At 69.5% G+C, this 12,669-nt stretch carries 11 protein-coding genes; 9 read left to right on the top strand and 2 right to left on the bottom strand.

Annotated features, from left to right (window positions below; genetic code table 11):
- Position 1 precedes the first annotated feature (1 nt).
- Positions 2 to 646, top strand: coding sequence for a histidine phosphatase family protein (locus LVB77_RS07050; RefSeq protein ID WP_232909443.1), 645 nt, complete (start codon positions 2 to 4; stop codon positions 644 to 646).
- A 173-nt stretch (positions 647 to 819) separates the two neighbouring features.
- Here the strand turns inward: LVB77_RS07050 and LVB77_RS07055 are convergent, their stop codons facing one another.
- Positions 820 to 1,062 carry a hypothetical protein gene (locus tag LVB77_RS07055; RefSeq protein ID WP_232909444.1) on the bottom strand — a complete coding sequence of 81 codons (243 nt, stop codon included), beginning with the start codon at positions 1,060 to 1,062 and terminating at the stop codon, positions 820 to 822.
- Positions 1,063 to 1,467: 405 nt separating this feature from the next.
- Between LVB77_RS07055 and LVB77_RS07060 the strand changes: the two genes are divergently transcribed.
- The 8 genes from LVB77_RS07060 to LVB77_RS07095 all read left to right on the top strand — a co-directional run bounded on the left by LVB77_RS07060 (position 1,468) and on the right by LVB77_RS07095 (position 11,159).
- Entirely contained in the window at positions 1,468 to 1,704 is a 237-nt protein-coding gene (locus LVB77_RS07060; RefSeq protein WP_232909445.1) for an energy transducer TonB, read from the top strand.
- A 48-nt stretch (positions 1,705 to 1,752) separates the two neighbouring features.
- Complete coding sequence (folC, locus tag LVB77_RS07065) at positions 1,753 to 3,039, top strand: bifunctional tetrahydrofolate synthase/dihydrofolate synthase (RefSeq protein ID WP_232909446.1); 1,287 nt, start codon at positions 1,753 to 1,755, stop codon at positions 3,037 to 3,039.
- Positions 3,040 to 3,223: 184 nt separating this feature from the next.
- Positions 3,224 to 4,087, top strand: a complete 864-nt coding sequence (locus LVB77_RS07070) for a DUF2167 domain-containing protein (RefSeq protein WP_232910194.1) — start codon at positions 3,224 to 3,226, stop codon at positions 4,085 to 4,087.
- A gap of 245 nt (positions 4,088 to 4,332) precedes the next feature.
- A complete protein-coding gene (locus tag LVB77_RS07075; protein ID WP_232909447.1) occupies positions 4,333 to 5,406 on the top strand; it encodes an SPOR domain-containing protein in 1,074 nt (357 codons plus the stop codon).
- Between the two features lie 12 nt (positions 5,407 to 5,418).
- Positions 5,419 to 6,213 (top strand): CvpA family protein, encoded by a 795-nt coding sequence (locus LVB77_RS07080; RefSeq protein WP_232909448.1) that lies wholly within the window; start codon positions 5,419 to 5,421, stop codon positions 6,211 to 6,213.
- A 31-nt stretch (positions 6,214 to 6,244) separates the two neighbouring features.
- Positions 6,245 to 7,714, top strand: coding sequence for an amidophosphoribosyltransferase (purF, locus tag LVB77_RS07085; RefSeq protein ID WP_232909449.1), 1,470 nt, complete (start codon positions 6,245 to 6,247; stop codon positions 7,712 to 7,714).
- Between the two features lie 100 nt (positions 7,715 to 7,814).
- Entirely contained in the window at positions 7,815 to 8,621 is an 807-nt protein-coding gene (locus LVB77_RS07090; RefSeq protein WP_232909450.1) for a ferritin-like domain-containing protein, read from the top strand.
- 99 nt (positions 8,622 to 8,720) lie between these two features.
- Entirely contained in the window at positions 8,721 to 11,159 is a 2,439-nt protein-coding gene (locus LVB77_RS07095) for a DPP IV N-terminal domain-containing protein (RefSeq protein ID WP_232909451.1), read from the top strand.
- A 26-nt stretch (positions 11,160 to 11,185) separates the two neighbouring features.
- Here LVB77_RS07095 and LVB77_RS07100 read toward each other — a convergent pair whose 3' ends face one another.
- A complete protein-coding gene (locus LVB77_RS07100) occupies positions 11,186 to 12,601 on the bottom strand; it encodes a phosphatidylinositol-specific phospholipase C domain-containing protein (protein ID WP_232909452.1) in 1,416 nt (471 codons plus the stop codon).
- Between the last annotated feature and the right edge of the window lie 68 nt (positions 12,602 to 12,669).

A 12,669-nucleotide genomic window follows, 5' to 3' on the forward strand; every position in this document is an offset into this window, starting at 1 on the left:
CATGCGCATTCTGCTAGCACGTCATGGCGAAACGCCCTGGAACGCCGAAGGCCGTTACCAGGGCCAGGAAGACATCCCGCTGTCGCCGATCGGCGAGGCGCAGGCGGCCGCGCTGGGCGAACGCTTGCGCGAGGTGACGATCACGCGGGCGGTGGCCTCGCCGCTGGTGCGCGCGCGTCGCACCGCCGAGCTCGCGCTGGGGCCGCAGCGCGCCGCCAGCCTGCAACTCGATCCGGGGCTGATGGAAATCGCCCACGGCACCTGGGAAGGCCTGCTCGCCAGCGAGATCCGCGAACGCGACGGCGAACGCCTGCAGGCCTGGCGCGATACGCCGCACGAAGTGCTGATGCCGGGCGGCGAATCGATCCAGCACGTGTTCGACCGCGCCTGGCCGGCGTTCGCACGCGCAGCCGAAGGCCTGGGCGAGCACGACACCCTGCTGGTCGTGGCCCACGACGCGGTCAACCGCGTGCTGCTGTGCCGGGTGCTCGGCATTCCGCTGGCCCGGCTGTGGACCTTCCGCCAGGCGCCGACCACGCTGAACCTGTTGGAAGGCGCCGACGTCGATCACCTGGACGTGGTCCGGCTCAACGACTGCAGCCACCACACCCTGCTGTTCGGCGAGGCGGTGCATCGGGCGTTGTAAGCATCCCGTCCGATGCGCCGCCCGGCGGGGCACAGCGCGTTGCTGGCGCAGCCGGATTTCCGCCGCTACCGGCGGTAGCGGCCGATCCGCCAATGACGCGCATCGCCATTCGAAGGCCTGGACCCGCGGGGCTGCCGCGGGTCCGTCGGTGCGCGGCGGTTTTCGAAGCCGTGCTAGATCAGGTTGGATGCGTCTATCCGATCCAGTCCCAACTCACTTGCTGGTAGCTCGAATATTTCCGCTTGTTGCGCGAGCAAAGTGAAGACGCGATGGAATCCGCTCAGATAGCCGGTATGGAAGGCTTCGGCATCGCTCGCTGGACTCTCTTCCTTGAGGCGCTTCGCCTCCAACGCCATTTCCACCAAGGCCTCGCAAAACGTCTTTGCGAACGCCTCGTATTTTTCGCTATCGTTCATTTCAGCTCCCTACTTGCGCCCTGGCGCTCGCCGTCCTGGCCGGCCCGTGCCAAGCTTCGTTCTATGGATGGGGGACGCACTTCGCGTTCGGATTCGTCGGCGACCGATCAGGGTCGCCCGTTCCTAGTCCTGTCCGTCGAAGCCACGGCGCGACTGAGCCGACGTTCCATGCCGCGACTGAGGAATACCATGAAGTTGCGAACGATGCTGGCCGCTACTCTGCTGCTTTGGGCCCTTGGCGCGACAGCGCAATCGCCGGCGCCGACCCCAACGAAGGCGACGGTTGCCGACCCGCCTACCATCTCGCCGCCGATGCCACCGCCGGCCCCGGCGCCCGAAGACCCCGCGGCCGCTCCCACCGAATGCCCCGCGCTCGCGCCATCCACACGCCCGCCGGTCTATCCGATGGCGCTGGCCGAGCAGGGCCTGTCCGGCGTGACCCTGCTGATGCTGGAGGTCGACCCGTGCGGCGCGGTCGCGCAGGTGCGCGTGGAACGCAGTTCGGGCTACGCCGAGTTCGACCAGGCCGCGGTCGAGGCCGCGCAGGGCTGGCGCCTGGCCCCGGCCTATCAGGACGGCGTGGCGGTGCCGCAGCGGGTGCGCAGGCCGGTGCGCTTCGAGCTGATCGAGGACCTGCCGTAGCGACGCGCAAGCCTGTCTGCGCCACGGCGGATCGGCGACAATGGCGGCATGCAACGCACGCTCGCCGACTGGCTGTCCCATATCGAACGCATCCACCCCAAGTCCATCGACATGGGCCTGGAGCGCATCCGCGCGGTCGCCGCGCGCCTGGGGCTGAAGCGTCCGGGCAAGAAGGTGATCACCGTCGGCGGCACCAACGGCAAGGGCTCGACCGTGGCCTTCGTCGAGGCGATCGCGCGCGCGGCCGGCAAGCGTGTCGGCGCCTACACCTCGCCGCACCTGCTGGCCTACAACGAGCGCGTGCGCATCGACGGCCGCGACGCCGACGACGCGGCGCTGGTCGAGGCCTTCGAGGCCATCGAGGCCGCGCGCCTGCGCGACGGCGAGATCGCGCTGACCTATTTCGAGTACGGCACCCTGGCCGCGCTGTGGCTGTTCGAGCGCGCGCAACTGGACCTGGCGATCCTCGAAGTCGGCCTTGGCGGGCGCCTGGACGCGACCAATATCGTCGATCCCGACGTCGCGGTGATCACCACCGTCGACCTGGATCACCAGGACTACCTGGGCGACGACCGCGAGAGCATCGGCTTCGAGAAGGCCGGCATCGCGCGCGGCTGGAAGCCGCTGGTGCTGGGCGACGACGATCCGCCGTCCAGCGTGCTGCGCCATGCCTATGCGATCGGCGCCTCGGCGCTGCGCGCGAACTGCGACTTCTTCTTCGAAGCCCTGCCGGCGCAGCTCGACGCCGCGCCGCAGTGGCGCTGGCGCGAGGTCGGCTATCGCGCCGAGCTGCCGATGCCGCAGCTGGCCGCGCCCGCGCAGTTGCGCAACGCCGCGGTCGCGATCGCCGCGCTGCGCGCGCTGGGTGGCGCGCCGACCAAGGCCCAGATCGCCGAAGGCGTCGCGCGCGCGCATGTGCCCGGCCGTTTGCAGCGTTTCGAACGCGACGGCATCGAGGTGTTGGTCGACGTCGGCCACAACCCGCAGGCGGCGCGCGAATTGTCCGCCTGGCTGGCGGCGACGCCGGCGGCGGGACGGGTGCGCGCGGTGTTCGCCGCGCTGGCCGACAAGGATGCCGCCGGCGTGGTCGCCGCGCTGGCGCCACGCATCGACGAATGGCACCTGGCCGGCCTGGCCGACAGCGGTCCGCGCGGCGTCGACGTGCACGCGTTCGCGCTGCGCCTGCAGGGCAGCGCCGCGGCCAAGGGCGATCGCCACGACGACGTCGCCGCCGCGCTTCAAGCCGCGCTCGCACGCGCGCAGCCCGGCGATCGCATCCTGGTGTTCGGCTCGTTCCACACCGCAGCGGCCGCGCTGGCGTTGCTGAGCCGATAACCGCCCGGCATCCGCCTGCCGCAACGCCCATGCGCCGAACCGGTGCGCGACGCCTTGTCGCTGCGCGCGCACACGGGCGACACTATCGGCGAGGGCGTGGGGACGCCCGCTCAGGGGAATTCGAATGTGGAAGTGGATGCTGGTCGGCCTGCTGGCCGTCTCGGCGGGCGTGCATGCCCAGGAAATGAGCGAAGCCGAGCGCAAGGCCGCCGAGCAGCGCATCGAACAAGTCGTCAAGTCGCTGCGCTACCAGGACGGCCAGATCGCGGTGGTCAAGGCCAAGGCGCATCTGAACCTGGGCAAGGAGTTCCGCTATCTGGACTCGGCCGACGCGCGCAAGGTGCTGGAGCAGCTGTGGGGCAACCCGCCCGACGCCGACGTGCTGGGCATGGTGGTGCCGCGCGACGGCGACCTGCTCGGCGATCAGGGCTGGGCGGTGGTGGTGACCTACGACGATGAGGGCTATGTGTCCGACGAGGACGCGGCCAAGATCGATTACGCGCAAATGTTGCAAGACCTCAAGGACGAGGCCAAGGAAGGCAGTAAGGAACGCCGCGAAGCCGGTTACGGCGGCATCGAACTGGTCGGCTGGGCCGAACCGCCGCATTACGACGCCGCGGCCAAGAAGCTGTACTGGGCCAAGGAACTGGCGTTCGAGGGCAACGAAGCGCACACCCTCAACTACGACATCCGCGTGCTCGGGCGCAGCGGTTATCTCAGCCTCAACGCCGTCGCCGGCATGGGCGAGATGGGGCAGGTGCGCACCGGCATGCAGCAGCTGTTGCCCGCGGTCGAGTTCGACCAGGGCGCGCGTTACGCCGACTACGACGCCAGCACCGACAAGGCCGCGGCCTACGGTCTGGCGGCCCTGGTCGGCGGCGGTGTCGCCGCCAAGGCCGGCCTGTTCGGCAAGATCGGCGCGCTGCTGCTGGGCCTGAAGAAGCTGCTGATCCCGCTGGTGCTGGTGATCGGCGCCTTCTTCGGCAAGATCCTGAGCTTCTTCCGCCGCGGCAAGAAGGACGGCGACGGCGGCGGCGTGGTCAGCTGAGCGGCCGCCCGTCGCCAACCGATGTCGCCGCCGCGCAGGAATCCGCGTAGCGGCGATCGTTCCCGTCGAATCCGCTGCGAGCCCGTCGTGACGGGCTGTGCGCCCGCGCCGATCGCGAAATCGGCGCGGCGCGCGACCGGCCGATGCGGCTACCTGAATGCCGTACACGCCGCCGACACCGGCTCGGCTGCCAAGCGGCGCTATAATTCGCGCCGGCACCCGGCCCTGCGAGCGATCGAGTAGCGATGGAACCTGCCCTGAAACAGCGACTGATCGGCGCGGCGGTGTTGGTCGCGCTGGCGGTGATTTTCCTGCCCATGCTGATCAAGGGACCGGCGCCCGAAAGCAGCGCCTCCGACGTCCCGCTCAATCTTCCCGAACAGCCCGACGGCCAGTTCGAAACCCGCGAACTGCCGCTGGTGACGCCGGGCGACGCGCCCAACGGCGGTGCGCTGGGCATGTCGCCGGCCGCGCAGGGCCCCGCCGGCGAAACCCTGCCGACCGTGGACACCGCCGCCGAAGCGGCCAAGGCCGCCGCCAGCGGCGCACTGCCCGCGGCCGCGGCCGGCGGAGACTACGCCGTGAGCTTCGGCAGCTATGCCACCCGCGCCGACGCTGACCGCATCGTCGCCGCCCTGGCCGGCGCGCAGCTGCCGGGCTACCAGGAAGCGGTGCCGGGCAACGGCCGCACCCTCTACCGCGTGCGCATCGGGCCGTACGGCTCGCGCGCCGACGCCGAAACCGCACGCCTGGCCTCGACCAAGGTGCGCAACGACAACAGCGCCAAGGTCGTGACCCTGGACGCCGACGCGACGCCCGCCGCCAGCGCCTCGGCCTCGCAGCCGGTCGCCGCGGCGCAGCCGACCGTGTCGGCCGCCGTGCCGCTGGGCGACAGCCGCACCGCCAGCAAGCCGGCCGCGTTGCCGCCGGAGCCGGCCGCCAAACCCGCCGTCGCGCCGGCCAAGCCCGCGGTGGCGACCGCCAAGCCCGCGACTGAGCCGGCCAAGCCGGCTGTCAAGCCCGCCGCCGAACCGACCAAGCCCGCCGCGGCGGTGCCGGCGCCGACCAAGCCGGCTGCCAGCAACACCGGTTTCGCGGTGCAGCTGGGCGCGTTCGGCAGCGCCGAGGAGGCCAACAAGCTGCGCGATCGCGCGCGTGCGGCCGGCTTCAGCGCCTTCGTCGAACAGGTCCGCACCGACAAGGGCACGCTCAGCCGCGTGCGCATCGGTCCGGTCGCCAACCGCGCCGACGCCGACAAGCTGAAAAGCCAGGCGGCGGCCAAGATCGGCGTCGACGGCCTCGTCCGTCCGCATCCCTGATCGGAGACCGCGATGGGCGCCGCCGACTTGATTCTGCTGGCGGTAGTCGCGATATCGGCCCTGTTGGGCCTGTTGCGCGGTTTCGTCGGCGTGGTCGCCTCGCTGGCGGCCTGGATCCTGGCCGGCTGGGCCGCGTTCGGCTTCGGCGGCAGCGCCGCGATGATGATGTCCGGCGACCGTTCGCCGGGCCTGGGCGAGATGTTCGGCGGCTACGCGCTGTGCTTCCTGGGCGTGCTGATCACGGTCTGGATCGTCGGCTACGTCGCCAAGCGCATGATCCACGAATCCGGCCTGTCCGGCGTCGATCGCGCCATGGGCTTCGTGGTCGGCGTGGCGCGCGGCGCGCTGATCGCCAGCATGCTGGTGATGCTGGTCGGTTTCACGCCGCTCGCGCATCGGCGCGAATGGCGCTCGGCGGCGCTGGTGCCGCTGTTCCTGCCGGGCGCGCACATGGTGCGCGGCTGGATGCCGGACTGGGCCGGTCGGGCCATGGATTTCAGCGGCGGCGCGCCGGCCTGGATGCCGTCGCTGCCCAAGATCGACCTGAACATGCAAGGCCTGTCGGGCATGCAAGGCATGCCCGGACTGGGCGGCGGCAACGGCCAGCCCTTCGGCCAGGACGTGCTGCCTATCCTCAACGACGGCGTGCTGCCCCTGCTCAAGGGCGCAGGCCTGAAGAATCCGCTACCGGGCGGCACGCCCGCGCAGGACGCGCCGCACGGCGATCCGGCGCAGATCGGTTCCGATCCGAAGCGCGACGACGCCCTGCCGATGCCCGTCGAGCAGGACGAAGCGTTCGTGATGTAACTCCACGCAACAGACAGCAGGACTCGAAATCATGTGCGGCATACTCGGCATCGTCGGCCATAACGACGTCGCGGCCCAGCTTTACGACGGCCTTACCGTGCTCCAGCACCGCGGCCAGGACGCGGCGGGCATCGCCACCGCCGACGGCGCCAAGCTGCGCGTGCACAAGGGCAACGGCCTGGTCAGCGACGTGTTCGACGAGAAGGCCATGGGCCTGCTCGAGGGCCGGGTCGGCATCGGCCATTGCCGCTATCCCACCGCCGGCAGCGAAGGCTCCGACGAGGCCCAGCCGTTCTACGTGAACTCGCCGTTCGGCATCGCGCTGGCGCACAACGGCAACCTCATCAACACCGACGCGCTGCGCCGCGAGGTGTTCGAGCAGGACCGCCGCAACGTCAATACCGAGTCGGATTCGGAAGTGCTGCTCAACGTGTTCGCGCACGAGCTGGACATGCAGCGCGCGCTGACCCCGGAGGCCGCGTTCAAGGCCATCGAGGGCGTGCACCGCCGCTGCGTCGGCGGCTACGCCGTGGTCGCGACCGTGCTGGGCCTGGGCCTGGTCGCGTTCCGCGATCCCAACGGCATCCGTCCGCTGGTGCTGGGCAAGCGCCGCAGCGGCGGTCAGGACGAGTACGCGATCGCGTCCGAATCGGTGGCACTGGACCTGCTGGGTTTCGAGCGCGTGCGCGACGTGCGCCCGGGCGAGGGCATCGTGGTCACGCCGCGCGGCGAACTGCACAGCCAGATGTGCGCCGAGCCGCGCCAGCATGCGCCGTGCATTTTCGAGTTCGTCTACTTCGCGCGTCCGGATTCGATGATGGACGACGTCTCGGTGCACAAGGCGCGCATGCGCATGGGCCAGACCCTGGGCGAGAAGATCCTGCGCCTGCGTCCGGACCACGACATCGACGTGGTGATTCCGATCCCCGACACCTCGCGCGACGCCGCGCTGGAAATCTCCAACGTGCTGGGCGTGAAGTACCGCGAGGGCTTCATCAAGAACCGCTACGTCGGCCGCACCTTCATCATGCCGGGGCAGGGCGAGCGCGCGAAGTCGGTGCGCCGCAAGCTCAATCCGATCCCGCTGGAGTTCCGCAACCGGGTGGTGCTGCTGGTCGACGATTCGATCGTGCGCGGCACCACCTCCAAGCAGATCGTGCAGATGGCGCGCGACGCCGGCGCGCGCAAGGTCTACCTGGCCTCGGCCGCGCCCGCGGTGCGCTATCCCAACATCTACGGCATCGACATGCCCTCGGCCGAGGAACTGGTCGCGCACGGCCGTACCGACGACGAGGTGCAGACGCTGCTGGGCTGCGACTGGCTGATCTATCAGGACCTGGACGCGCTGGAACAGGCGGTGTCGGGCCCGAAGCATCGCATCGACCATTTCGACTCGTCCTGCTTCAACGGCGAGTACGTGACCGGCATCGAGGCGGGCTATTTCGAGCGTCTGCAGCAGCTGCGCTCCGACGACGCCAAGAAGACCCGCCGGGTCTCGTGAGTTGAACCCCGAACGTTTCGCCCCGGCTTTTCCCCCCTTCGCAAAAGGGGGGCAGGGGAGATTTGCTTCTGCCCGCGTCTCATTCACTACCGGCTGACCCATGCCCAGCCTGTTCGACGCCGCGCGCGCCTGTCTGGACGCCGCCACGCCCGAGGACAAGGTCGCCGCGACCTTCGCCGCCGTCGCTGCCCACGCACGCGGCGAACTGAGCACGCCCGACGACGCGCCGGCAGCGGAGCCGATCCGCATGCCGGGCCGCCCCGAGCGGCCCTCGCTGGTGCATCCGCGCGACCTGCCCAAGCGCGGCTTCGGCACGCAGGAAGGGCGCGCCGCGTTCGTGCATGCGATCGCGCATATCGAATTCAACGCCATCGACCTGGCCTGGGACGCGGTCTACCGCTTTCGCGGACTGCCGGCGAGCTTCTACGCCGACTGGGTGAGCGTGGCCAACGACGAGGCGCGTCATTTCGAGTTGCTGCGCGCGCGCCTGCGCGAGCTGGGTTACGACTACGGCGATTTCGACGCCCATAACGGGCTGTGGGAAATGGCCGAGAAGACCGCCCACGACGGCCTGGCGCGCATGGCCCTGGTGCCGCGCGTGCTGGAAGCGCGCGGGCTGGACGTGACCCCGGGCATGATCCTCAAGCTGCGTTCGCTGGGCGACACCGCCACGGTCGCGATCCTGGAAACCATCCTGCGCGAGGAAGTCGCGCACGTCGCCGCAGGCTCGCACTGGTTCCGCTGGTACTGCGAACGCGACGGCATCGAACCGGGCCCGCGCTTTCGCGAACTGCTGGCCGAGTACGCGCGCGCCGTGCTCTACGGTCCGTTCAATTTCGAAGCGCGCAGCGCGGCGGGGTTCGACGACGAGGAACTGCGCATGCTGGAAACCTTCGTCCAGCGCTGAGCCGGCTCGGGTCTGCGTCCGGTCGGGTCGCCACATTCCGCAAAGTCGCGCCTCCTGGGCTGTGCAATCGTCGGTGCTCCATCAGGGGCGGGGGATGGCATGAAGCGCAATGGGCTATGGGCCGCGGTGCTGCTATGCGCCGCGATCGGACCGCTGCGGGCGCAGACGCCGACGCTGAGCGTCGAAGATTACGCGCGCGCCGAGCGAGTGCTGGACTACCACCTCAAGGGCCGGCTCAAGAACGCGCAGATCGTGCCGCGCTGGCTGCCCGATGGCCGCTTCTGGTATCGCCGCGACGGCGAGCACGCGACCGAGTACATGCAGGTCGACCCGGTCGCGCGCAACCGCGCGCCCTTGTTCGACAGCGCGCGCATGCGCGAGGCGATCCGCGAGGTGCTGCCGGCCGCGGCCAAGCGCGAGCCCGAGCCGCTGGCCGTCGCGATCGAGGACGGCGCATTGCGCGTACGCTTCGCAGGCGATGCGAACCGCCAGCTGTCCTGCGACGTGGTCGAACACCGCTGTCGCAGCGTCGCCCTCGGCACACCCGACCCGCTGTGGCTGCCATCGCCCGACGGCCGCCGTGCCGTGTTCGTGCGCGATCACAACCTGTGGCTGCGTGAACTCGACAGCGGCCGCGAGCGCGCCCTGACTCGGGACGGCGAGGCCTACTACGGCTACGGCGTGGTGCCCGATCTGTCGCTGCGCGCGGTGCCCAAGCAGCAGGGGCGCTGGCAGCGGCCGCCGTATCTGCTGCAGTGGTCGCCGGACGGCCGGCGTTTGTTCGGCACGCGCTTCGACGAGCGCCGCGTCCAGTCTTATCCGATGCTGGCGATGGCGCCCGAGGGCGGCCATCGGCCGGTGGCCTACGCCATCCGCATGGGACTGCCGGGCGATGCCGAGCAGGTGCGGGTGGAGTGGTACGCGATCGACGTCGACGGCGCGGGCGACGCGGCTCAACCGCGACGCATCGTGGCCCCCGAGGGCTGGGCCCCGTTCGTCGAGGCCGACACCTTCGGCTGGTCGACCGACCGTCGCCGCGTCTATGCCGCGATCGGCCGCTACGAGCGTTCCGCCCGCTTGCGTCTGGTCGAGCTGGACCTGGACAGCGGCCGTGTACGCGAAGTTCTGGAAGAGCAATCCAAGACGCGCGCGCAGCTCAACGGTTTCTTCTACAACCGCGCGGCGGTGCGCGTGCTGGCTGGCGCAGATCAGGTCGTGTGGTTCTCCGAACGCGACGGCTGGGGCCATCTGTATCTGTACGACCTGCGCGATGGTCGGCTGATCCGCCGACTGACCTCGGGCGAATGGCCGGTGCGCGACCTCGTCGGCGTCGACGAAGCGCGGCGCCTGGCCTACTTCACCGCCGGCGGACGCGAGCCCGGCGATCCCTATCTGCGACGCCTGTATCGGGTCGCACTGGACAGCGGCGAGATCGCGCTGTTGACGCCGGAGGATGCCGATCACGCAGTGGAGGTCGGAGTCGGCGCGTTCTCCGGCGGCACGGCGATCGCCTTGCTTTCGCCCGATGCCAACTACGTGCTCGACACTTACTCCACCCTGGAGTCGCCGCCGCGCACCGTGCTGCGCTCGACCCGCGACGGCACGGTGGCGCTGGAGCTCGAACGCGCGGACCCCAGCGATGTCATCGCGGCCGGCTGGCGCGCGCCTCAGCGAGTCAGGCTCAAGGCCGCCGACGGACGCACCGATCTGTGGGCGACGGTGTACTTCCCGCCGGGCTATTCGGCCGCGTCCGCCAAGCCGGGGCAGTACCCGATCATCGACGGGTTCTACGGCGGCCCGCACGTCACCAACGCGCCGGTCGGCATGCGCGAGGCGATGGTGGCGATGAATCCGATCTCGCGCTCGAGCCTGGCCGCGCTGGGTTTTGTGGTGCTCACCATCGATGGCCGCGGTACGCCCGGACGGTCGCGGTACTTCCACGACCTCAGCTTCGGCGCGGGCGCGGATCCGCAGATCGACGATCACGTCGCCGCCATCAAGGAATTGGCCGGGCGCTATCCGGGCCTGGATCTGCAGCGCGTCGGCGTCTACGGCCATTCCTACGGCGGTTACACCTCCGCGCGCGCGCTGCTGCGCTATCCGGACTTCTTCAAAGTCGCGGTGTCCTCGGCGGGCAGCCACAACTTCCAAGGGCTCTACGCCCACTTCGGCAGCATGGAGCGCCTGTTCGCCGGACCTGCCGACTACGGCAACGGTGCCCGGCTGCGGCCGACGCCGGACGCGATCGCGCTGAACTACCGCGACCTGGACAACGCGCCGCTGGCGTCGCGCCTGCGCGGCAAGCTCCTGCTGGTCTACGGCGACCTCGACGAGAACGCGCCGCCGGCCCTGACCGCACAGTTGTCGGCCGCGCTGATCCGCGCCAATCGCGATTTCGACCTGCTCTACCTGCCGAACCAGAACCACGAGCTGTTCCGCAACGACGCTTACTACACCCGGCGCATGTGGGATTACTTCGTCGAACATCTGATGGGCGCCAAGCCTCCGGCCCACTATCCGCTCAAGCCACCCGCCTAGCCCGTGGGATCGGCCCCGCGCGTGTGTCAGCCCACGCGCACCATCACCCAGCGCTGCGCGTGGGCGTTGTTCTTCTCGCTGCTTGCGTAGTAGTGAAACAGCTTGACCGGGCTGCCGTTCTGGGTGTGCGCGCCGTAGACGTCCAACACCGACTGCGGCGCGTGCTTGGGACTGATCCGGAGCAGGCCGTCGGGCAGGCGCTCGAACTTCCACAACTGGTCCGGCCTGCCGTTCACAGGCTCCAGCGCGATGGCGCTGCCGTCGGCGCTGGCGCCGCCGACCACCGTCAGCGCCTTGTCCAGGTCGTGCAGGGCATGCAGGCGGTAATAGCCGCCGCCGGCGTTGTACAAACGCCACCGCTGCCAGGCTTCGGTGGGCAGTAGCGGCATGCCCGGCAGCGACCAGGGTAGGTCGAGCAGGCCTTGGGAGATGCCGACGTCGCGGCCGCCAGCCAACACCGTGAGGCGACTGTCCAAGGCCAGACGCGGGCGTAGTTCGTAGTTGGCGTCGTCGCGCAGGCTGTCGCTGGGATTGGTGCTGACGATGGCCGCGATCAGGTCGTGGTGCATGCCGCCGGTGTACTGCTCCGGATAGTCCATCGGCACGATGCCGTAACGGCCCGGCGCAGCATTGCGGAAAAAATCGTAGAGCTTGGGATTGGTGGTCTCGGCCAAGGTGGCGGGCCAGACCGAGCCGGTACCGCTGGCGAAGTTGATGAACAACTTGCGCCGGTCCGGGTCGCGCACGGCATCTAGCAGGGTCTGCCTGACGTAGCCATCGAACTTGCGGCTGCGATTGAAGTGGCTGTAGACCTCGAACTCGTCCTGCACGTCGAAGTCCACCTTGTCGCCGTTGCGATGCCGGAACGGGCAATTGCGCGGCCAATATGTAGCGTCGATGCCTGGGGCCCTCGCGCCGTTGGTCAATCCGCCCACGTTGTAGCGGCGTAGGAGCACGATCTTGCGGCGCACTTCGCCCAGCGTGGGCACGGTCGTGCCGGTGTGCCAGAACTCGCGATTGGCAGGCTTGGCGATACTGGTCTCGAACAGCTCGGCAAAGGCCGCTTCGTCCTCGCCCGACTCGTTCTTGACCGACATTACGATGCATTCGAAGTTGTGCGTCGTCAGGAAGCGCTGGCAGATGCCCAGCACATAGCCGAAATCGCGCTCCATGTCCGAACTGCCATGGCACAGGCGCAACACCGCCGGCGATACGGAACGGTCGTAGCGCATGCGGATATCGAGGAAGCGGATGCCGCGCTGCAATTGGACCTCGATGTCCAGGTCCTGACATCGCGTCCAGCCCTCCTTCATGCCGACGGCGCTGTGAAACAGCGCGGTGACGCTGTCGTGGGTGCCGGGGATGCTGAGTTCGGACAGATAGCGGCTGCCATCGATGTAGCGCATCCAGTCGCCGACGACGGTGCGTGAGGCATTAGGCATGACGGGCTCCGGAGGCGGGGTTGATGCTGCGATGGTTTCGCGCGCGGGCGGGCGCGGCAATCGCCGAA

Source organism: Lysobacter sp. 5GHs7-4 (genome assembly GCF_021284765.1).
Lineage (GTDB): Bacteria > Pseudomonadota > Gammaproteobacteria > Xanthomonadales > Xanthomonadaceae > Lysobacter.

Excerpts from the sequence above, each read along its gene's own strand:
- LVB77_RS07090 (WP_232909450.1), top strand. The coding sequence starts at position 7,815 with ATGCCCAGCCTGTTCGACGCCGCGCGCGCCTGTCTGGACGCCGCCACG.
- purF (WP_232909449.1), top strand. The coding sequence starts at position 6,245 with ATGTGCGGCATACTCGGCATCGTCGGCCATAACGACGTCGCGGCCCAG.
- LVB77_RS07075 (WP_232909447.1), top strand. The coding sequence starts at position 4,333 with ATGGAACCTGCCCTGAAACAGCGACTGATCGGCGCGGCGGTGTTGGTC.
- LVB77_RS07070 (WP_232910194.1), top strand. The coding sequence starts at position 3,224 with ATGAGCGAAGCCGAGCGCAAGGCCGCCGAGCAGCGCATCGAACAAGTC.
- LVB77_RS07100 (WP_232909452.1), bottom strand. The coding sequence starts at position 12,601 with ATGCCTAATGCCTCACGCACCGTCGTCGGCGACTGGATGCGCTACATC.
- LVB77_RS07060 (WP_232909445.1), top strand. The coding sequence starts at position 1,468 with ATGGCGCTGGCCGAGCAGGGCCTGTCCGGCGTGACCCTGCTGATGCTG.
- folC (WP_232909446.1), top strand. The coding sequence starts at position 1,753 with ATGCAACGCACGCTCGCCGACTGGCTGTCCCATATCGAACGCATCCAC.
- LVB77_RS07050 (WP_232909443.1), top strand. The coding sequence starts at position 2 with ATGCGCATTCTGCTAGCACGTCATGGCGAAACGCCCTGGAACGCCGAA.
- LVB77_RS07080 (WP_232909448.1), top strand. The coding sequence starts at position 5,419 with ATGGGCGCCGCCGACTTGATTCTGCTGGCGGTAGTCGCGATATCGGCC.
- LVB77_RS07055 (WP_232909444.1), bottom strand. The coding sequence starts at position 1,062 with ATGAACGATAGCGAAAAATACGAGGCGTTCGCAAAGACGTTTTGCGAG.
- LVB77_RS07095 (WP_232909451.1), top strand. The coding sequence starts at position 8,721 with ATGAAGCGCAATGGGCTATGGGCCGCGGTGCTGCTATGCGCCGCGATC.